Annotated in this window: 12 protein-coding genes; 4 read left to right on the forward strand and 8 right to left on the reverse strand. The window is 64.4% G+C overall.

Annotated features, from left to right (window positions below; genetic code table 11):
- Window positions 1-129 precede the first annotated feature (129 nt).
- Both AWB76_RS32440 and AWB76_RS32445 read left to right on the forward strand, forming a co-directional pair.
- Entirely contained in the window at window positions 130-1,518 is a 1,389-nt protein-coding gene (locus AWB76_RS32440; RefSeq protein WP_061164199.1) for an MFS transporter, read from the forward strand.
- Window positions 1,519-1,523: 5 nt separating this feature from the next.
- Window positions 1,524-2,513 (forward strand): D-2-hydroxyacid dehydrogenase family protein, encoded by a 990-nt coding sequence (locus AWB76_RS32445; protein WP_061164200.1) that lies wholly within the window; start codon window positions 1,524-1,526, stop codon window positions 2,511-2,513.
- Here AWB76_RS32445 and AWB76_RS32450 read toward each other — a convergent pair.
- Genes AWB76_RS32450 through AWB76_RS32470 form a run of 5 tightly spaced genes read right to left on the reverse strand, consistent with a single transcriptional unit; the run spans window position 2,497 to window position 8,384 of the window.
- Window positions 2,497-3,324, reverse strand: coding sequence for an amidohydrolase family protein (locus AWB76_RS32450; protein WP_061164201.1), 828 nt, complete (start codon window positions 3,322-3,324; stop codon window positions 2,497-2,499). The two genes, AWB76_RS32445 and AWB76_RS32450, sit on opposite strands and share 17 nt — an antisense overlap.
- Window positions 3,321-4,328, reverse strand: coding sequence for an NAD(P)-dependent oxidoreductase (locus AWB76_RS32455; RefSeq protein WP_061164202.1), 1,008 nt, complete (start codon window positions 4,326-4,328; stop codon window positions 3,321-3,323). Before AWB76_RS32455 ends, AWB76_RS32450 begins: the two co-directional genes overlap by 4 nt.
- Window positions 4,325-5,386, reverse strand: coding sequence for a LacI family DNA-binding transcriptional regulator (locus AWB76_RS32460; RefSeq protein WP_061164203.1), 1,062 nt, complete (start codon window positions 5,384-5,386; stop codon window positions 4,325-4,327). The genes AWB76_RS32455 and AWB76_RS32460 overlap by 4 nt, the downstream gene beginning before the upstream one ends.
- A gap of 19 nt (window positions 5,387-5,405) precedes the next feature.
- Window positions 5,406-7,301: a TRAP transporter large permease gene (locus AWB76_RS32465; RefSeq protein WP_061164204.1), complete on the reverse strand. Its 1,896-nt coding sequence runs from the start codon at window positions 7,299-7,301 to the stop codon at window positions 5,406-5,408.
- Window positions 7,302-7,343: 42 nt separating this feature from the next.
- On the reverse strand, window positions 7,344-8,384 hold the full coding sequence (locus AWB76_RS32470; RefSeq protein ID WP_061164205.1) for a TRAP transporter substrate-binding protein: 1,041 nt from the start codon (window positions 8,382-8,384) through the stop codon (window positions 7,344-7,346).
- Between the two features lie 699 nt (window positions 8,385-9,083).
- Here AWB76_RS32470 and AWB76_RS32475 point away from each other — a divergent pair.
- Window positions 9,084-15,395 (forward strand): autotransporter outer membrane beta-barrel domain-containing protein, encoded by a 6,312-nt coding sequence (locus tag AWB76_RS32475; protein WP_279616467.1) that lies wholly within the window; start codon window positions 9,084-9,086, stop codon window positions 15,393-15,395.
- Between the two features lie 1,520 nt (window positions 15,396-16,915).
- Here AWB76_RS32475 and glcF read toward each other — a convergent pair.
- From glcF to glcD, 3 genes are read right to left on the reverse strand one after another with little or no spacing between them, the layout of a single operon-like run.
- Entirely contained in the window at window positions 16,916-18,178 is a 1,263-nt protein-coding gene (glcF, locus tag AWB76_RS32480) for a glycolate oxidase subunit GlcF (RefSeq protein WP_061164207.1), read from the reverse strand.
- An 11-nt stretch (window positions 18,179-18,189) separates the two neighbouring features.
- Window positions 18,190-19,266 (reverse strand): glycolate oxidase subunit GlcE, encoded by a 1,077-nt coding sequence (gene glcE / locus AWB76_RS32485; protein WP_061164208.1) that lies wholly within the window; start codon window positions 19,264-19,266, stop codon window positions 18,190-18,192.
- Window positions 19,266-20,765, reverse strand: coding sequence for a glycolate oxidase subunit GlcD (gene glcD / locus AWB76_RS32490; RefSeq protein WP_061164209.1), 1,500 nt, complete (start codon window positions 20,763-20,765; stop codon window positions 19,266-19,268). Before glcD ends, glcE begins: the two co-directional genes overlap by 1 nt.
- A 185-nt stretch (window positions 20,766-20,950) precedes the next feature.
- Between glcD and glcC the strand changes: the two genes are divergently transcribed.
- A complete protein-coding gene (glcC, locus tag AWB76_RS32495) occupies window positions 20,951-21,703 on the forward strand; it encodes a transcriptional regulator GlcC (protein WP_061164210.1) in 753 nt (250 codons plus the stop codon).
- Window positions 21,704-21,948: the final 245 nt, after the last annotated feature.

The following is a 21,948-nucleotide window of genomic DNA, read 5'->3' on the forward strand; positions in this document are numbered from 1 at the left end:
TGGTTATCACCGATATAACCCGCGCATCTCACCTGATCTGATCTTTTCAATATCTTCGTCTGCCGATGTTTCTTAGACTGGCTCCATTGCTCGAATCGTGGCCCACGCCGTCAATCATGGAGAGCGCGAGTGAACCCGTCTGTTCTGGAATCCGATCCGGCGTCAGCCGATTCTTCGCACGCTAGTTCGACCGCAAACGCGGATGAGCGCGCGCTCTACTGGCGCGTCACGCTTCGCATCGTGCCGTTGCTCTTCGTGTGCTATGTCGTCGCGTTTCTGGATCGCATCAATGTGGGCTTTGCGAAGCTGCAGATGCAGGACGCGCTCGGCTTCAGCGACAGCGTTTATGGCCTGGGCGCCGGCATCTTCTTTCTCTCCTACTGTCTGCTCGAAGTGCCGAGCGCGATGCTGCTCAGGCGCATGGGAGCGAAGAAAACGATCGCGCGCATCATGATCTGCTGGGGAATCGTGGGAGCGTGCTCCGCGTTCGTCACGAACGTCACGCAGTTCTATATCGTGCGTCTGCTGCTGGGCGTGTTCGAAGCGGGCTTTTTTCCCGGCGTGATCTTCTATCTGAGCTCATGGTTTCCGGAAAGACGGCGCGGTGTGATCATCGCGTGCTTCATGGTCGGATTTCCGGTCGCGGGGCTTGTCGGCGGGCCGGTTTCCGGATGGGCGATGACGAGTCTTGCGCACGTCGCCAATCTCGCCGGATGGCAGTGGCTGTATATCGTCGAGGCGTTGCCGGCGGTCGTGCTCGGTCTCGTCACGCTGATGTTGCTGGACGACAACATCGAAAAAGCAAAATGGCTCACCGAAGCGGAGAAGGGCGTGCTTCGTCAGGGCTTCGATGTCGAGACGGAACGAAAGCGTCGAGCCGGGCAACACGGTCATGCAAAACTTGCCGAAGCGCTCGCGGATCCGAAAGTCTATATGCTCGCGTTCATCGACTTCGCCTTTGTCTGCGGAACCTATTCAGTGACGTTCTGGCTTCCGACCGTCATGAAAGACTCGGGCATTACGAATCTTTCGCTACTCGGATGGCTTTCCGTCATACCGTACGGAATGGGCGCGATCGGGATGGTCGCGATCAGCCGAAGCTCGGATCGCATGCTCGAACGCCGGTGGCATGCGGCGATCGCGGGGTTCATCGGCGCTATCGCCTTGTTGCTGGTATCGCATCCGGCCAATTCGCCCGCGTTGACCGTCGCGCTGTTGACGGTGGCCTGCGTCGGCATCTTCGCGACCAACGTGCTGATCTGGTCGCTCGCAGCGGACTATCTGAACGGATCGCCGGCGGCGGCGACGAGCATCGCGTTCGTCAATTGCATCGGCTTGCTCAGCGGCTTTTGCAGTCCGTTCGTCATCGGATGGCTGAAGACCGCGACGGGCACGCTCGTCAGCGGTCTTTACGTGATGACGGCGATACTCGTGGCGGGCACTCTCGTGATGCTGCTTGGCTTCAGGCGTCATACCGACGCGCAGGCACGCTCCGCACTGACGACAGGGTCAGAGTGAGACTCATGCATAACATTGCCATTCTCGATGATTTCCAGAACACCGCGCTGCGCTTCGGAGACTGGAACAGCTTGCGCGAACACGCGGACATTACCGTTTTCACGGACCCTATTCGCGACGAGAACGAACTGGTCGAACGTCTGCAACCCTACGACATTCTTTGCGTGATGCGCGAGCGCACCTGGTTCACGCGCAGCGTGCTCGCGCGATTGCCGAATCTGAAGTTGCTGGCGAGCACGGGGCCGTGGAACGCAGCCATCGATATCGAAGCGGCCGATGAATTCGGCATCGCCGTATGCGGGACCGCATCGTCGCCGACGGCCGCCGCGGAACTCGCCTGGGCGCTCATTCTGGCCGCGACGCGACACATCCCGAGCGAAGTGGCATCGTTCAGACGAGGCGGCTGGCAGGTATCGGTCGGCGGCGACCTGCATGGCAAAACCATCGGACTTCTGGGGCTGGGCTACACCGGCGGCGCGACGGCACGCGTCGCCCAGGCGTTCGGGATGCGCACGATCGCCTGGAGCCAGAACATGACGCACGAGTCCGCCGCGAAGTGCGGCGCGCGCTATGTGTCGAAGGAAGAATTGCTCGCATCGAGCGATATTCTTTCGATTCATGTGCGGCTATCGGACCGCACGCGCGACCTGATCGGCGAGAAGGAACTGGCGATGATGCAACCGCACGCGCTGCTGGTGAACACGGCGCGCGGACCGATCGTCAACGAGCGGGCGCTTATCGATGCACTGACTGAAAAGCGCATCGCGGGCGCCGCGCTCGATGTTTTCGATCAGGAGCCGTTGCCTGCGGATCATCCGTTCCGATCGATGGATAACGTGATCGCGACATCGCACATCGGTTATGTCACCGACTCGTCTTATCGCATCTACTACGGCGAGTCGGTCGAAAACATTCGGGCGTGGATCGCGGGTACGCCGATTCGTGTGCTGACGTCCGAGAAACGCGAGATCAGTTACATCAGCGGAGTCGCATAGCGGGTGCCTGGAACCCATACAACTCAGCCGGATTATCGACGAGTATCTTGCGGCGAATCTCGTCGCTCTCCACGAGCCGCATCGTCCAGTCGAGCATGCGCGCATCGTCCGGCACCGGCCTGACGTTCGGATGCGGCCAGTTCGACGCCCACACGCCGCGCTCGGGAAAACGCGCCGACAACGTGCGCACGATCCAGCGCACGTCGTCGAAATCCGGCGCGCCGGCGCGCGAGCTTTCATACGGCGCGGACAGCTTGATCCAGCATCGCGGCCCGTCGAGCAGGCGGCACAGCGACGCGAATCCTTCGCTTTGCGGCGTGACCGGCGCGAGAAACTTGCCGAGATGATCGATGACGAGATTCGACGGCAATCGCGCGAGCATCGCTTCGTGCTGCGGCAGCGTGTGACCGTCGAGTTGAAGGTTGATATTCCAGCCGAGCGGTGCAATGCGCGCCGACATATCCGCGAGTGCGTCCCACGGCAGCACGCCGCCCGGCAGCATCATGAAGCGCACGCCGCGAATGCCGGCATCGTGCAGGCGCTGCAGTTCGTCATCGCCGATATCCGGCGCGACCACCGCGATGCCGCGCGCGCCGTCGCCGAGTTGCGCGATGGCCGCGAGCGTGCAGCGGTTGTCGAAGCCATAGCCTGTCGGTTGCACGACGATCGCCCGCGAAAAGCCCAGCGCGCGCTGCACGTCCCGATACGCCGATGCGGGCGCGAGCGGCGGCGCGAACGTCGCGGTCTTCGCGAGCGGATAGCCTTCCTCGTAGACGTGAATGTGGCAGTCGCAAGCGCCTTCGAGGTTCATCGCGCGTCCGCCTGCATGTCGAAACCGGCGAGACGGAATGCGTGCGCCGCGTTCACCGCGCCCGCGGGCATGAGGCCGTCGAACAGCGCTCGCGTTTGCGCGACCGTTTCCATCGACTGATGCTCGATCGCGCCCGGCGTCAGCCCGCCGACATGCGGCGCCGCGATGACGCGCGGATGCGCCGCGAGCGCCGGCGCGGGCATCTGATCCGCCGCGCGTCCGACATCGAGCGCGCATCCCGCGAGATGACCGCGATCCAGCGCGGCCAGCAATGCGTCGTCGTCGACGAGTTCGCCGCGCGCCGCGTTGATGAAGTACGCGCCGCGCTTCATTGCGGAGAAGGTGCGCGCGTTCATGAGATTCGCCGTTTGCGCATTGGCGGGCGCGAGACACACGACGAAATCCGACTGCGCGAGCAAGTCGTCGAGACCGGTTTGATGAAGGCGCGTATCGTCGATCGTCGCGTAAGGATCGGACACGACGACGCGCATGCCGAATGCCAGCGCGAGATCGCACAGATAGCGCGAAATCTGCCCGTACCCGATCACGCCGAAGGTGCTGCCGCGCAACTCGCGGCCCATGACTGGCGCGGGCGCTTCATGGCGATGATAAGCCTCTGCATACGCGGTCGTGCCGCGCGCGAGATCGAGCATCGCGCCGATCACCCACTCCGACACGGACGGCACGAAGCCCGCGCTCGCCTGCGTGACGAGCACGCCGAGCTCGCTGGCGGCATCGACATCGACGGTGCGGATATCCACCGCGCAGCGCACGAACGCGGCGAGTTTCGGCAGCGCCTCGAACAAGGCGCGCGGCGCGGGCGTTTGCCGGTACGCGATGAACACGTCGGCGTCGCGCGCGGCGTCGGCGAGTTCGGCGCTCGTCAGCTCGCGATCCTCGGTGTTGTAGGCGACGTCCGCGAACGCCGCGAGCGCAGCCGATGCGCGCGCGCCGAAGTAATGCTCCAGCATGTGCCGGGGATGACTCACGAATACCTTGTTCATGTCCTCGTCCTGATCTGTTTCGCGGGCGCGGCGACCGATTCGCGCTCCACCAGCGTGATATCCGTGAACAGCGCCTGCTCCGACGCAGGCATGGGTTCGTCGTGCGGACGCATCGCGCGCTCGACCATCGCGGCGGCCATCGCGGGCACGGGAAGCTGCACGGTCGTGAGCGCGGGATTGGAGATCGCCGCAAGAAAATGCCCGTCCATGCCGACGATCGACACGTCTTCCGGCACGCGCAAGCCGCACTCGCGCAGACCCGCCATCAGGCCGAGCGCCATCAGATCGTTGACGGCGACGATGCCCGTCGGGCGCGCGTCGTCCTGCGCGAGCAGACGCGCGAGCGCGCGGCCGTTTTCGGCGATCATCGAATCGCCGTATTCGTTCACCGTGCCGCTATCGAGCACGCGCGCCGTCTGCGCGAGACCCGCATCGTTGGCGGCGGAAAGAAAGCCGTCGATCTTGTCTCGCCGGCTCATCGTCACGCCGGTCAGCGTGGCGAAGGCGAGCCGCGTGTGGCCGTGCGCGATCAGATGCCGCGTCGCGATGCGCGCCGCCTCGAAGTTGTCCGGCGTGACGTGCTCGACGCGCGTCGCTTCGCCTACGGTCGCGCGGCGGTCGTAGCTCACGACGACCATGCCGCGCTCGACAGCGGTTTCCAGATGCCGCTCGTTCGCGAGCGACGAGATCACGATCACGCGCCGCACGCCTTGCGACAGCAGATCATCGAAGAACGACGCCTCTTTCGCCGGATCGCGATACGTGTTGCCGATCATCACGCGATAGCCGTAGCGCTCCTGCGCATACGTTTCGACTTCGCGCGCGATATAGCCGTACATCGGATTGGCGATCGACGGCACCAGCAGTCCGATCAGCGGCGTCTGTCCCGTCTTCAACTGACGCGCGAGCGTGCTCGGCCGGTATTGCAGCGCGTTCATCGCCGCCTGCACGCGCGCGAGCGTTTCCTGGCGCATCTGGTCGGTGCGGCCGTTCAGCACGTTCGATACCGTGCTCACGGACACGCCGGCCTCGCGGGCGACATCCTGAATGGTGCTCATAAGGTTTGACATCTGCCGGCTACAGGCCGAGCCGGGTCGGCAACCACAACGAAAACGACGGCACCAGAATCAGCGCCACCAGTGCGACGAACAGCACCAGCAGATATTTGAGCATAGGACGCGCAACGGCTTTCATTTCCGTGCCGGTGATGGCGCAGGTCGCGAAGAGCCCGAGTCCGACCGGCGGCGCAAAGAGACCCAGACCCATCGCGACGACGATCACCGTGCCGAAGTGCAGCGGGTTGATGCCGAGCTGCGTCGCGATCGGCGTGAGCAGCGGCCCGAAGATGATGAGCGCGGGCGCGCCTTCCAGCACCGCGCCGAACACGATCATGATGAGCACGGACAGCAGCAGGAACATCGTCGGGCCGTACTGATGCGCGAAGGCGATCATCGAATCGGACACGAGCGCGGGAATCTGCTCGATGGTCAGCGCGAACGACACGCTGGAGGCCGCCGCCACGATGAACAGAATGCTGCTCGCCATCGACGCCGAACGCACGAACACGCGCGCGACCGACTTCGGCGTGAGCTCGCGAAACGCGAGCCATCCGACGATCAACGCATAGACGACGGCGAACGCCGACACTTCCGTCGATGTCGCGATGCCCGAGGTCACGCCTTTGCCGATCATCGTGATCATGACGAGCGCGACCAGCGCGCCGCCGGCGAGCGGCAGCCACTTGCGCGGGTTCGTGAGCGCATCGGCGAGATTGATGCGCCGGCCGCAGATCACCGCGACGATCGCGAGCGCCACCGCCAGCACGGCCGCCGGCACGACGCCCGCGAGAAACAGCCCCGCGATCGAAATATTCGCGACGAAGCCCATGATGATCATGTTCACGCACGGCGGAATGGTTTCCGCCATCACGGCGCTGCACGCGAGCAGCGCCGCCGCCTCGTTGGGATCTTCCTTGTTCTGGCGCACGGCGGGCATGACGACGCCGCCGACCGCCGCGATATCGGCGAGCTTGGAACCGGACACGCCGGAAAAGAACGCCGTCGCCATGATCGTGATGAGACCGAGCCCGCCGCGCACGCGCCCGAAGATGCGCAGCAGCAGTTCGATCAGGCGCGACGACATGCCGTTGGTTTCCATCAGCAAGCCCGCCAGCACGAAGAACGGAATGGCGAGCAGCACGAAGTGATCGGTGCCGGCCATCACTTGCTGCGAGTAGACGAGCATCGGCAGGGTCGGTTCGGCGAGGAAGTAGAGCAGGGCCGAGAACGCCAGCACGAAGCCGATCGGCACGCCGAGCACCAGTCCGCCGATGAAACCGGCCACCAGCAGAAAGCCGGGCTTGAGTGCCTGAGCCGGCACGAACGCGTTCCACGCGAACACCGCCGCCGCGAGCAGCACGCATCCGGCGAGAGTGCCGAGCACGGTTTTGCGCGCGCCGTTCAGCGCATTGGCGAGCGCGAAGACCGTCATGAACACGCTGCCGATCACGAGCGGATACACGTTGATCCAGGCGGGCAGGCCGCTCGGCGTCATCTGGCCGTAGGAATCGACAAGCAGCAGACACGACGACACGCACAGATTGCCCGCGACGCCCGCGATCACCCAATGCCCGACATGCACGAGCGCGGGTTGCCAGCGCCTCGGCAACATGCCGCGAAACAGATCGACGCCGACGTGCTGGCTGCGTCCGAGCACGGTGGCCGCGCCGAAGAACACCAGCACGATCATCAGCGCGCCGGCGACTTCCTCGGCCCAGTCGAACGGATCGTGCAGGAAATAGCGATAGATCACGGAGAGGAACACCACGATCACATCGGCGGCGAGGACAGCCGCGCAGAAGTATTCGATGCAGTGCATGAGGCGCGCGAGGCCGCGCGCGAGCACGGTCTCATGGCCGAAGCCGGGCGCGGCGAGTTGCGCCTCCGGTCCGGGCGTCGCGGAGAAAGCGGTCATGATGTCGGCCTCTTTGGCGTCGTTGGCGTCGATGGCGCGGCTTCAGCCGCGCGCGGCGGCGATGGCGGTGAAAAGCGGCGCGGTCGCCGGATACTGCTTCGCGAAACTCGCATACAACTGCGACTGCATTTCATTGCGCGCGGTGTCGCGGTCGGCCTTCGACATCGGGTAGAAGGTCATGCCTTTCTTCTTCAGTTCCTGCTCGGCGACGGCGGCCGTCTGAATGGCGATGGCGCGCTGCTTCGCGGTCGCGTCCTGCGCCGCTTTCTGGAACGCGGGGCGCAGATTCTCCGGAATCTTCGCGAGCGCGCGGCGGCCCATCACGACGACGAGCGGGCTGAAGACGTGCTGCGTCTGCCAGCACGATTTCACGACTTCGTCGTATTTGCTCGCGAGGACCGTCGCGCAATCGTGCTCGAAGCCGTCGACGACTCCGGTCTGCGCGGCCATATACAGCTCGCCGATGGGAATTGGCGTCGGCACCGCGCCCATCAGCTTGAAGGTTTCCATGAAGGCGGGCGTGGGCAGCACGCGCAGCTTCACGCCCTTGATATCGGCGAGCGATTGCGTGGGCTTCTTGGTGAACACGTTGCGCGCGCCGAAGGAGTAGCCCCACGTGAGCACCGAGCAGCCCGCGCGCTGTTGCAGCAGCGTGTCGAACGATTTGCCGACGGTGCCGTCCATCGCGCGGCCGACGTGATCGAAGCTGTCGAACACATAACCGAGATCGAGCATGCCGAGCTCGGGAAGCGCGGTGGCCCAGATCGACGAGCCCGTCACCATCATGTCGACCGCGCCGACTTTCACCTGCTGGACGACGTCGCTTTCCTTGCCGAGCTGGTTATTCGGGAAATAGTCGATGCGGATCTGATCGCCGACGCTCGCCTTCAGGTTCGCGGCGAGGTTCTGATACCACACGTAATGCGCGGCGTTTTCGTTGGGCGGCATCGAGGAGGACAGCCGCAACGTGGCCGCGGGCTGGGCGCGCACGATCGCGGGAAAGCCCGCGCCCGCCGCCGCGAGCGTGGCCGCCGAGGCCGTCTGAAGGAACCGTCGGCGGGAAATGCCTGAAGCGAAGTGCATGGTGTTGTCTCCTGGATGCCGCTCTGAGCGCGGGCGGGATTGTGCAGCGCGACACGACAGGAGTGGCGCGGCTGTATCGATTTAGTGTATCGATACAGTAAAGGGAAGTGCGGGTGGTTTATATGGGCGTATACCCGTGATGGAAAGGGGTACCCGGAAGGACGCGTGAACAGACTTACCGTTCAGAGCGAAATCATGTCGTTATAGATGCCGCCAGACGAAACGGCTGCGGTTAAAGAGAAAGTCGCCCATTCTGCAATGGCGAACTTGATCGGTACCCGTTGTTCCCTCCTACTAATAAATATCTAACTCATCGCGCACACTATGCAGCCTTAAGCGCAAGTGATCGATGTGTTTTTCAAATGCGCATTAGGCGATTTGACGTGATTTTTTCTCATCCATATTTATCCAGTTTGGATAAAGCGCAAGTGATCTCACGATAAAAGCATTTATCGATTTGAGTAGATTTTGTCGAGGCAGACAGGCGAGCGTTGGAAGGTCATTCCATTGCTGGGTAAGGCTCTATTTGCGCATATCACGCGCAGATGCGGGCTTCATGTCATTCATTGCGTCGATCGAGCCGGGCCGGCAGGAAAACCCGTGTTTGCGCGACTCGCAGACAAATTCGATGTTGTTTAAAGAGACATCAACCATTCGCACCTGTCATTACGACGGAACCAAAAAGGAAAGATCGTGTACATGTTCAAGCATTCATCGCGTTATGAATCTGCGCGGGCAGTGACGTCGGCGCTTTTTGTGGAAGATGGCTGCGGTAAAAAGCGCCGGATTGCGGTCGCGATGACATTGGCGGTCGCGTCGCTTGCCTCGCTATTCGTTCCGGTCGCGGCGCGAGCCCAGTGCAACAGGAGCGCCAATCCCGCGATGCCTTCGGCGCCGGCGCAGACCAACTTTTCCAATCAGTCATTCGGCGCAGCGCCGCTTCCCCAGTATTACCTGAACGCCTCGGGGCAGGCGGGATGCAAAGGCGCTGACGACGGCTCCTGGAACGGGAGGGGCCAGGATGGCTTCGCTGGTCAGTCGGGTGGTTCCTTTAACAGCGTCAACAGTGGAATGACGGTGAAAGGCGGCTTCGCGCCGACCCCCATCAGCCCCACGATGGGAGCAGGATGGTCCGTGAACGGTGGCGACGGTGGTGCCGGCGGGCAGGGCGGTTACGACGACAATGGCTCCGCCCACACAGGAAACGGCGGAGCGGCGGGTCATGGCGGCGCGGTCTCCGTGCAGTTTAGCGGCACGGTTGGTCCCGACGCGAAAGGCGTCCTTCCGGAAGTTGCACTCGACGCGGAAGCCAATGGCGGCACCGGCGGAGCGGGTGCCGTGTCCAATACCCAGGGCATAGAGCCGCTCTACGGCGGCAACGGCGGCGCAGGGGGGCGGGGCGGTCAGGCAGCGCTTAGCGCCTCCTCCGGCAATATTCAGTTCTATGGTGTCGGCCTGCGAGCGTCCGCCTTGGGCGGGGCAGGCGGGGAAGGTGGCGACTCGCCCACTCCGGCTGATCTTGTCGTGGAAGGTCATGGAGGCAAGGGCGGCGATGGCGGCGCCGGCGGTACCGCGACACTTACGTATCAGAACGGCAGTCTGATCGCCAGCACCCCTGTCGGCCAGATCTTTCCGATGCAGGCTGACGCCGATGGCGGACGAGGCGGCAGCGCGGGCGCCGCGTTGGGTGGCAGTGGCAGTTTTGGCGGGACCGGCGGCAACGGAGGTAACGGCGGCACAGCCAGCGCGGAACTCGGCAGCGGCGGCCAGATCGTTTTCTCCGATCAGATGCAGCCGGTGAACAGTCAATATCAGCCGGGCAGCGGCGTGACCGCCAAGGCAAATGGCGGAGCAGGCGGGGACGGCGGGACTGCCATCGACGGCTCATTCCGCAATGAGGGTGGTGCGGGCGGCAACGGCGGGAATGCCGGCAGCGCCAGCGCCACCGTCCTTGGGTCCATCGATTACACGGCGAATGTTCCGGCCGGGCAGTCTGCTGCCGGGCTGATCGGGGGGGAGGCGGTGCTGGTGCAGGCCAATGGCGGCGCCGGCGGTCGCGGTGACGGCGGCCAGAGCACGATCGTGGGCGAAGGCGGCAATGGCGGTAAGGCAGGCGCTGGCGGGAGCGCCTCGCTGACTCTTGGAGACGCGACGAACACGGCGGCAATCAAAACGAACGGTCCCTATACGCATGGCGCTCTGGTGCAAAGTATCGGCGGCGCCGGGGGCAATGGCGGCAGCGTGAGCTTCGTGCTGAACGGCTTTGGCGGCGCCGGCGCCGCGGGCGGCGATGGCGGCGCGGTCACGGTGAACTCGGACCACGCCTTTGTCACGGCTGGCAACACGTCAGGCGAAGGCAGCATTCCGTTGATCGCCCAGAGCATCGGCGGTGGCGGAGGAAGCGGCGGCGATGCCAGCGGCGTCACCGCTGGTGCGGGTTTCGAGATCGGCGGCAACGGCGGCCAGGGCGGCAATGGCGGCGCGGTGAAACTCACGCTGGGCCAGCACAGCGTCTTTGGCAGCCTCGACCAGAGCGGTGGCGCGGGGATACTCGCGCAAAGCATCGGCGGCTCCGGCGGCAACGCCGGCAGCGCGACATCGAGCGGCGGGGGGCTGATCACCATGGTCATCGGCGGCGATGCCCACGGTGGCGGCTCGGGCGGCCAGGTCACCGTCGACAACGGCGCACTCGTCACGACCCAGGGCGACCACGCGGCCGGTATCAAGGCCCAGTCGATCGGCGGCGGTGGCGGCAATGGCGGCAACGCGACCGCGTTCACGGTCGGCGGCCCTCTGTCGAGCTCGGTCGCGATCGGCGGAAAAGGCGGCGGAGGCGGCGCGGCGGGCGCAGTTTCGCTGACCAACACGGGGCAGGTTGCCACGTATGGTTCGGACGCCGAAGGTGTCGTGCTGCAAAGCATCGGCGGCGGCGGCGGCTCCGGCGGCAGCGCCACGGCACGTGCGGTTGCCGCATCGGGCAGCCCCAACATTCCTGCGATCAGCGTCAGCGTCGCGATCGGCGGCGCCGGCGGGACCGGCAACACCGGCGGCAATGTCACGCTCGATAATTCCGGCCTGATCACCACAGCGGGCGACAGCGCGACCGGCGTCCTCGCGCAGTCCGTCGGTGGCGGCGGCGGTACGGGCGGCGACGCAACCGCCGCGTCGTACTCCGCATCGCCGGCCAAAGGGTCGTCCCTGTCGGTTTCCGTGGCCCTCGGAGGCAGCGGCGGCAGCGGCGGCACGGGCGGCGCCGTCAACCTGGAAAACGCCGGGGTGATCGCCACCCTGGGCCAGGACGCCCACGGCGTGTTCGCCCAGTCGATAGGCGGCGGCGGCGGCAATGGTGGCGCGGGCGATGCATCGGCAACGGCGGTTAACGCCAAAGCCAGCTTCAGCGCGTCGATCGCGGTGGGCGGCACGGGTGGAACGGGCGGGACGGGCGGCACGGTCGGCCTGACCAACGACGGTTCGATCGCGACGCGCGGCGACGGCGCCGATGCCGTGTTCGCCCAGAGCGTGGGCGGCGGTGGCGGCGCGGGCGGCGGCGGTACCGCTGCGGCCAGCGGCGGCAAGGATGCGATCGCCGTGGGTGTTGGCGGCAAGGGTGGCGCCGGCGGCGACGGCAACACGGTGAAGACGATCAACAACGGCAACATCGTCACTCGCGGCGCGGCGTCGACCGGCATCTTCGCGCAAAGCGTCGGCGGCGGCGGGGGCAAAGGCGGCAAGGGCGCGGCGGCCGCGGGCGGCAGTGGCGGCCTCGACACGATCTCCAACGCCCAGACGCTTTTTGGCATTCTGGGTCAGGGCCTCGGCCTCAACCAGGATGTGCAGAACCTGGGCAACAACATCCTGCAGGTCGGCGTGATCGGCGAAAAAATCAAGGCGACGTATGGCGATCTGGAAAAGCTCCTCACGCAGCCGGACGGGGTATCGAAAGTTCTGGGCGCCGTGTCGCAGATCAGCGTTGGCGTGTCGGTCGGCGGCAGCGGCGGCGCAGGTGGCCACGGCGGCGAGGTGGACACCAGCAACGCCGGCGCGATCGGCACCTATGGCGCGCAATCCCACGGCATCTTCGCGCAGAGCGTCGGCGGCGGCGGGGGCAGCGGCGGCGCGGCGAGTTCGGTCGGCAAGTCGAACAACGATTCGAAGGTGCAGGCCGCGGTCGCCGTGGGCGGCAGCGGCGGCGCGGCCGGCTCGGGCGGTGCGGTGAGCGTCGTGCAGAATGCGGGCGGCGCAGTCGCGACGCAGGGGGTGGAAGCGTTTGGCGTGTACGCGCAGAGCGTAGGCGGCGGTGGCGGCAACGGCGCGATGTCGGGGGCCGTCAGCGGTTCGCTGAAAAGCCTGTCGATCGCCGTGGGCGGCAATGGCGGAGGCGCCGGGAATGGCGGCACCGTGAGCGTCAGCAACGACGGCTCGGTCACGACGCTCGGCAAGCACAGCGTCGGCATCTTCGCGCAAAGCATCGGCGGTGGCGGCGGCGTCGTGACGACCGCGAGCAGCGATGAGACGTTCGATCCCTCCAAAATCATCGTGAATCCTCAGGGACGGCTCGCGGACGTCTACGGGGTGACACTGAGCTTCGGCGGTCAGAAGGGCAGTTCGGGAAATGGTGGCGATGTCACCGTCAACACGGAAGGCAACGTGTCGACGAGCGGGCTCGACGCGCACGGTATCGTGGCGCAGTCGATTGGCGGCGGCGGCGGGTTCGTGGTGGGCGGACAGATCGCGAACGCGAACTCCGGCGCCGGTGGCGCGAAGGGCGACGGCGGCAACGTTTTCGTCGCGGCCACCAATAACACGGTCGCCACCACCGGCGACGGTGCGTATGGGATCGTCGCACAATCGATCGGCGGCGGCGGGGGCTTTGCCGGCGACCCGTCCGCCCCGCAGGGCTACGGTGGCGCTACGAACGGCTCGGTATTTGCCAACAGCGGCAATGGCGGCACCGTCAGCGTCCTCGTGGCGAACGGCGGGAAGGTCGTGACGACCGGCCGCTACGCACCGGCGATCTTCGCGCAATCGATCGGCGGCGGCGGCGGTCTGGTGGTCTCCAACTTCAACGCAGCCAACCTGCCGAATGTGCTGAACGAGGGCACTGCGGGTGGCGCGGGCGCGGGCGGCCCGGTCTACGTCAACGTCAGGAATAACGACACGGTCATGGCGACGGGCGTCGGGTCCGCCGGCATCGTGGCGCAAAGCGACGGCCAGACAGCCGGGCACATCGCGATCAACCTGGCGCCTGGCTCGAAAGTCATCGGCGGAACTAACGATCCCAATTTCCCGACGGGTAGGATAGTGGGGCAAGACCCGGAGTATCGCGACGCTGCTGCGATCCGTCTGCTTGGGGGCAATAACAACGTCGTCAACAACCAGGGCACCATCCAGAGCTTAGGCAAATACGCGATCCTGGCGTACCCCACGATATACGGGGGCGGGTGGGTCACCACCACGGTCAACAACTCCGGCACGATTACCGGCGACATCGACGTCGGGCGCGCCAGCACGAGCGTCGTCAACAATCTGGCCGGCGGCGTGATCGACACGCCCAACAAGCTGAACGTCGGAGGCGGCACGGTGAACAATGCCGGCACGCTCAAGGTCGGCGGCGCCAACTCGGCCGGCAAGACGGTGCTCACCGGCAATCTCGTGCAGAGTCCGACTGGCGCGCTGAACGTCCAGATCGATCCGGCCAACAAGCGGTCCGATCGGCTCGACGTCACGGGTACAGCCGCGCTCGCCGGCAAGGTGCAGGTTGATCCGGTGAGCTATCTGAAGAGTACGAGCACCGTGCTGACGGCGGCCGGCGGCATTCAGCCGGCCGCGACGCTCGCGGGCACCTCGACGCCCGTCTACCGCTTCACGCCGTTGATGCAGGGCAACACCGTCGCCATCAAGACGGATGCGGATTTCGTGGGTGCGAGCCAGGGTGCTTCGGCCACGCAGCGCAGCGTCGCCGCCAATCTGGACCGGCTGTGGAACAGCGCCGATCCCGCCTTTGCACCCATCTTCGGCGCCTTCGGCAGCGTCGGCAGCGCGTCGGGCTATGCGCAGACGCTGACCGCCGTCTCCGGCCAGGAACTGCTCGGCATCGCTGCGGCGCGCTATCAGGCCAGCCAGGCATTCGCGCGCTCCGTGTTCAGTTGCCCGGCGTTCGCCGACGACGACACCACCGTGAGAAAGCAGGGCTCCTGCGTGTGGTTCCGCGCCACGGGCATGTGGGAAGACCGCAGCGCCGACGCTTCCTTCCCGGGCTACAGCTGGCAAGGTACGACGATGAAGGTCGGTGGTCAGATCGAGCTGCAGCCCGGCTGGTTCCTCGGCGGCGCCCTTGGCTACGAAACCGACCGCTTCACCGGCAACGACAACCTGACGAGCGCCAACGGCAATGCGCTTCTGGGCGTCATCGCGCTCAAGCACGAGATCGGGCCGTGGACTTTCAGCGGCGCGGTGGACGCCAGCTACGGCTGGCTGAACAGTTCGCGGGTGATCCCGACCGCTCAGGCCGTGGCGACCGCCTCGCCCGATTCGTTCAATGTCGGAATGCACCTGCGCGCGGCCTATCAGATCCCGTTCGACCGCTTCTACCTGGAGCCGGCGATCGATGGCGATCTGAACTACATCAATCTCCCGGGCTACACGGAGAGCGGTGCGGGCGCACTCAACCTGAAGGTGGCAAGCGCGAGCAGCGTCATCGCCACCGGCACACCGAATCTGCGGATCGGGACGCGCACGCAGATCGGGTCAGCGACGGTCGACGCCTATGTCGGCGCCGGGGTGAGCTTCATCGCGGGCAATACCTATACGACCGAGGCGTCCTTCGCCGCTGCCCCGGGGTTCGGCAGCTTCACCAATACGCTCGCCAATGCGCACGTCGCGGGCAAGTTCTCGGCCGGAGTGGAGGTGTTGACGACCAAGCGGCTCGACGTGTGTCTGGAGTATGACGGCGTGGTTGCCGCACACGAAGTTGAAAACGGCGGACAGGTCCGGCTCAAGTACAGGTTCTGATGGATGCTGCGAAGTACGCGCTCGTCGAGTGAGCTTCTACTCATTCGATGATGTGCTTGGCGAGCCGCCGGGTCCGTATGGATCCGGATTGCCAAAACGCGGAAGGGACCCGTTCGACCTGGCCCTGCGTAATTCGTCTTGCACATCTTTTCGGGATTTGGTCGATGGAGGCACTGAGGTCTCTGCTTTGACATCGCCACTGCTTTGCGCGTTTTTTTCCGTCGGCAGGTTCACGGTGTCCGAGGCTCGAGGGGGCGTCTGATCCTGCGAGTCGGCTGCGGATTCGTCGCGCGACGTCGGCGCACTTGATGGACCCGTTTGCACGCTCTCCGATTGAACGGCGGCCGGCGCAACTCGCGCCTCGGATTGCTTGGTTTCGCCCACTGGCGATGACTGTGCATTTTGTTTCCGCGTGCGCTCCGCCGGTTTCTTCCTCGCGGGCGATGTGACCGGCGCCGACCGAGCGGAGTCTTTTTTATCCACCTGCGAACGACGCGGTTCAGACGCGGAATCGGAATCGATCCCGGATTCTGATTGTCGCGACGCCGCTGCTCTTCCAGTCCTTGTCAGTTCATCGATAAGAGCCTGCTGACGCGCACTTTTCTCGTCGTCAGGCGGTGTGGATGCCGCATGCTGCGGCTCCGTGCGCGACACGTCAGGCGTTACGGTACCGTATTGGCGCGATGACCACGCCTCATCCGATCGTCGCTGAGCACTGTGTTTGAGCAATAGCGGCGAGACGGCGGTCGAAAGTGCAACGGCGCAAAGACCGATGATAAGTAAGCGACCCGAGATTCGATTCATCAGTCCATTTCCTTGCGTCGATAAGGATGCCAATCGACGTGCCGAACCAAAGATCGCCATCGATCTAGTGCTTTGATTCATTTCCGTCGCGTTCGAGCGTACGGACGTAAAAGCGGAATGGATTCAGATTGAAACGGATTCTTTCACTTAGGACCTGCCTTGCGTGGCGCTTTTACGTGCACATGGAAACGACCTGCAAAGTCGACCGGTTCGGTTTCTTCCTCGTGTCGCGGGTCGGGGACACGTCAGGGTCCGGCCAATCCATGCGCGATCATTGGACGACCTTCGATGGTTGATCCGCGTCACGGCGCGCGGCCGTGGTCCTTTCAGCATCGGTCTGGCTGACGGATTTCGATGCGTCACCAAAGGGACGGTTCCAGGGACTCGATACCGGCTCACTGTGATAAGTCATCCCGGACGTGGCCGCGCCATGTGCGCCTCCACTCCCGTTGCCCCCATTTCCGTTGCCGCCGGCGCGAGCCGGCGTCACACCAAGCGCTCCGATTCCGAAGATCACGAAGCAGGCCACACGGATCGCGCAAGCAAAAACTTTCATTTCTGTTCTCCCGATAGTTGACGACACGACGGAATCAACGAACGGAGTGCGATTGCAGCGTCGAGTCTCATTGATATACGAGCGTCGCGGACGTTTGGATGAGGGATGCGCGGGGCGGTTTCCTTTCCTCGTGGCCGGGCGGGCGGATAGGGTGAAGTCTTCATGCATCGAACGATCCCGATTCCTCGGCGTCACTCGCGACATCGGCCTTAACAAGCGAATCGACGATCTCGATCCAGTGACGAACCGATGTGCGACCTGCGCCACCAAGGTGCATCTGACAGCCGATATTGGCAGTCGCGATCACGTCAGGCTTGTCGCTCTCCAGTGCGTCGAGCTTGTTGTCGCGCAACTGGCGTGCAAGCGCTGGCTGCGTGATCGAGTAAGTTCCCGACGACCCGCAGCACAGATGCGCGTCCGGCACATTCGCGAGGTCGAAGCCGAGCCGGCTCAATAAAGCTTCCACGGCACCGCCGAGTCTCTGCGCATGCTGAAGCGTGCAAGGACAATGAAACGCAATGCGCTTATTCGCCGCGATCCGGAGACGCTCGACGGGTTCCGGCGTGAGCACCTCCACCAGATCCCTCGCGATCGAGCTGATGTGGCGTGCGCGCTCCGCGTAAGCCGGATCATCGCGCAACAGTTCTCCGTATTCCTTCACGAATGCACCACAGCCGCTTGCGGTTTGCACGATCGCTTCCGCGCCCGCCCGCACCTTCGGCCACCATGCGTCGATGTTGCGGCGCGCGCGATCGAGTCCTGCTTGTTGCGCGTCGAGGTGATAGTCCGTCGCGCCGCAGCAGCCCGCCTCCCGCGCGTTTTCGATGCTGATGCCGAGCCGGTCGAGCACGCGCGCGGCAGCCGCATTCGTGTTCGGCGAGAGCGACTGCTGCGCGCAGCCTTCGAGAATCAACATGCGCCGCGGATGACGTGCCGGCGGGCGCTCGCCTGCGTCGGCAATATTCTGCGGAATCTTGTTTCCGATTGCTTTCGGCAGCGTCGGGCGAACAATCTGCCCCGCCTTGAGCAGCGCACCGAATGTGCGAGGGCGCGGCACGACATGCCGCAGCGCGGCGCGCAATGCGCGTTCCGCGAGCGGACGTTCGACGCGCTCGTTCAACATGCCTCGGCCGATATCGAGCAACGCGTGATATTTGACGCCTGAAGGACACGTCGTCTCGCAGTTGCGGCAAGTCAGACACCGATCCAGATGCAATTGCGTTTTGTCGCTGACCGGCTGACCTTCCATCATCTGCTTGATCAGATAGATGCGGCCGCGTGGTCCGTCGAGTTCATTGCCGAGCAGTTGATATGTCGGGCACGTGGCGTTACAGAAGCCGCAATGCACGCACGTGCGCAGGATGGTTTCGGCTTCTTCCGCACGGGTCAACGCGCGGGCTTCGTCGCTGAGATTGGTTTGCATCGTCGATGGCCTCAGAAGTCGGCGTACATGCGCCCGGGATTGAAGACGGCGTGCGGGTCGAGCCGCTGCTTCAACTGCCGGTGATAGCGCACGAGCGGCGCAGCCAGCGGATGAAACGGCTCGACGCCGTCGCCCGGCGTAAAGCACGTTGCATGGCCGCCGTGCGCATTCGCGATGCCGCGTATCTCCACCTCGCTCGCATCGCTTCTGAGCCAGCGTTGGGCGCCGCCCCAATCGAGAAGCGTATCTCCAGGCAACGTGACGAGCGCTGTGTCGTTTGGCAGCGACAGGCGCCAAAGCGCGCGAGAATCATTGGCATCATCGAAAAAGGCGAGACGATGTTCGCGCAGCGCTTCCCAGAACGATGTCTCCGATGTCTCACCGCCAATCCGGTCCAGCGCCGCGCGGACCGAACCTTCGCCGCCTTCGAGCCGGACATGTAATCGACCGTTGACATGACACGCGCCGCTCACCGGCAGCGCGGCCTTGCGCCACGCCGAAAGCTCGCGCATGGCTTCGTCCGGCTGTATCGGGATACTTTGACACGCCGACGCGCGCGGCTTCGGCAGCACCTTCAGCGACACTTCCGTGATGAGCCCGAGACAGCCGAAACTGCCGGCCATCAAACGCGAAACGTCGTAGCCTGCGACGTTCTTCATCACTTGTCCGCCGAAGCGCAAGTGCAGCCCTTCGCCCGTGATCACGCGGCAGCCCAGCACGAAATCGCGTAGCGACCCGGCCCACGGACGGCGCGGACCGGACAGGCCGCTCGCGACTGTGCCGCCGACCGTTGCCGTACCGCCGAATGTCGGCGGCTCGGCCGGCAGCATCTGGTTCGCATCGTCGAGAATCGCGACGATATCCGCGAGCGGCGTGCCCGCGCGCGCGGTAATCACTAGCTCGCTCGGGTCATACGCCACGACACCGCGATGCGGGCGCGTGTCGATATCGTCGCCGTTCACGGCGCGTCCGAGAGCGCGCTTACTGTCGCCGCCACGAATGCGCAGCGCGCGCTTGTCGCGGATCGCGCCGCGCACCTGACCGACGAGCCGTTCGCTGTCGTCGATGGAAAGAAGATCGCGTCGCATCAGAAGCGCTCCAGTTCGGGATGCGGCAAGGCGCCGTGATGAACGTGCATCGAGCCGAACTCGGCACAGCGATGCAATGTGGGCACGTTTTTGCCGGGGTTCAGCAAGCCAGCGGGATCGAATGCGGCCTTCACCGCGTGAAAGAACGTGAGTTCGTCGCTGTTGAACTGCGCGCACATCTGATTGATCTTCTCGCGCCCGACGCCGTGCTCGCCCGTGATGCTGCCGCCCACTGCCACGCATAGTTCGAGGATGCGCGCGCCGATCGCTTCGGCGCGTTCGGTTTCGCCGGGCGTGTTGGCATCGAAGAGAATCAGCGGATGCATGTTGCCGTCGCCCGCGTGAAACACGTTCGCGACACGCAAGCCATATTCCGCCGATAAATCCGCGATGCCGCGCAGCACGCGCGACAACTCGCGGCGCGGGATCGTGCCGTCCATGCAGTAGTAGTCGGGCGAGATGCGGCCCACGGCCGGAAACGCGTTCTTGCGTCCGGCCCAGAAGCGCTGGCGTTCGGCTTCGTTCGTGGCGAGGCGGATGTCGGTCGCGCCCGCATCGCGCAGCAGGCACGCGACGCGCTCGCAGTCTTCGGCGACATCGGATTCGGCGCCGTCGACTTCGCAAAGCAAGAGCGCTTCTGCATCGACGGGATAGCCCGCGTGGATGAAGTCCTCGGCGGCGCGAATCGCGAGGTTGTCCATCATTTCGAGGCCGCCGGGAATCACGCCCGCGCCGATGATGCGCGCAACCGCATCGCCGGCCTTTTCGATATCGTCGAAACTCGCGAGCAGGACCTTGGCGCTTTGGGGCTTGGTCAGCAGCTTGACGGTGACTTCGGTCACGACGCCGAGCATGCCCTCCGAGCCGGTGATGAGCGCGAGCAGATCGAAGCCGGGTGAATCGAGCGCTTCGGAGCCGAGCGTGAGGCGCTCGCCATCGATCGTGACGATTTCCACACGCAGGATGTTGTGGACCGTGAGGCCGTACTTCAGGCAATGCACGCCGCCCGCATTCTCCGCGACATTGCCGCCGATGGAACACGCGATCTGCGACGACGGGTCGGGCGCGTAATAGAGACCGTGCGGCGCGGCGGCCTGCGAAATCGCGAGATTGCGCACGCCGGGCTGCACGCGCGCGGTGCAGGCTTCGGGATCGATCTCGACGATGCGGTTGAAGCGCGACATCACGAGCAGAATGCCCTTTTCGAGCGGCAGCGCGCCGCCCGACAAACCGGTGCCCGCGCCGCGCGCCACTACGGGCACGCCGCGTGCATGGGCGTAGCGCAGAAGCGCCTGAACTTCGCCGATGGAAGCGGGCAGCGCGACGAGCATCGGCGTGATGCGATACGCCGACAAGCCGTCGCACTCGAACGGCCGCAGATCTTCCTTTGCATGCAGCAACTCGAGCCCGGGCATCAGCGCGTGAAGGTCGCGCACGATGGCGGCTTTGTCGTGAGTGGGGAGCGGCCCGTCGATCCGTTCGTCGTAGGCGTAGGTCATGCGTGTCTCCGTCGTACAGCGTGTTTTGCAGCATTCTTTCGTGCAAGCTTGGCCGTGTCGACGGATTTCACACTGGTAATACCAGTTTTTGAGATATCGACTTGGCTTGAAGTCCAGCGCAGCATATGTCCGCTGAGAAGCCGTGTTAGCATCGAATACTGGTAATACCAGTAACGGTGAGCGCAATGGAAAGCGGACGCAATCTCGCGGATGTCGTCGTCGAGCGAATCGAACGCCTGATCGTCGATGGCGTGCTCAAGCAAGGGCAGACGTTGCCGTCGGAACGGCGGCTTACCGAAAAACTCGGCGTGTCGCGCACCGCGTTGCGCGAGGGGCTGAAGATTCTGCGGGCGCGCGGTTTGATCGAAACCGCGCAAGGCAAGGGTTCGTTCGTCGCGAAACTCACCGCTGAACCCGTCCAGACGCCCATGATGCAACTGCTCACGACCCAGCCGCGCACGCTCTACGATCTGCTCGAGGTGCGCGAGATGCTCGAAGCGGAATCGGCGCGGCTAGCCGCATTGCGCGCGACGCCCGCGGATCGCATCCTCATCACGCGGCGCTACGAAGACATGCTCGCGGCCGGCGCGCGGGAAACCGACGCCTCGACGCACGCGCGGCTCGATCACGCGTTTCATCTGGCGATTTGCGAGGCGTCGCACAATCCGATGCTCGTGCACACGCTCGGCATGTTGAACGAATTGATGTTGAGCGCGGTGTTCGCATCGGTGAACAATCTCTACCATCGCGAGCGGCAAAAGCGCGAGATCGACCGGCAACACGCGAGGCTGTACAACGCCGTCACCGGAGGGCTGCCGGAGCAGGCGCGGCGCGCGGCGATCCAGCATGTGAAGGGCGTGCGCGAGAGCCTGAGCGAGATCGAGCAGGAAGAGCAACGGCTCGTACGCGCCACGCTGCGGCTCGAAGGCTGGAACTGAACGGCTGTTTCTGGTTCGGCGAGATCGGCGGGACTCGTTTCTAACCTAAGTGGTCGTGCGGGGCTTGGGCGAGAGGGTGTCCGTCGATGTCAAGCCTTGAACAATGCCGCAGTTTTAGTGATTCATATATCATATAGTTGACATAATTAACATTATCAATCTTTTAATTGTCAGGGCTTTTTAGTAATGTCCGGTTTGGGCTCATTAGAAATGTCCGGTTTGCTCCTGAAGCGCACGCTGATGGC

Origin of the sequence: Caballeronia temeraria (assembly GCF_001544795.2) — a bacterium.
Classification (GTDB): Bacteria; Pseudomonadota; Gammaproteobacteria; order Burkholderiales; family Burkholderiaceae; genus Caballeronia; species Caballeronia temeraria.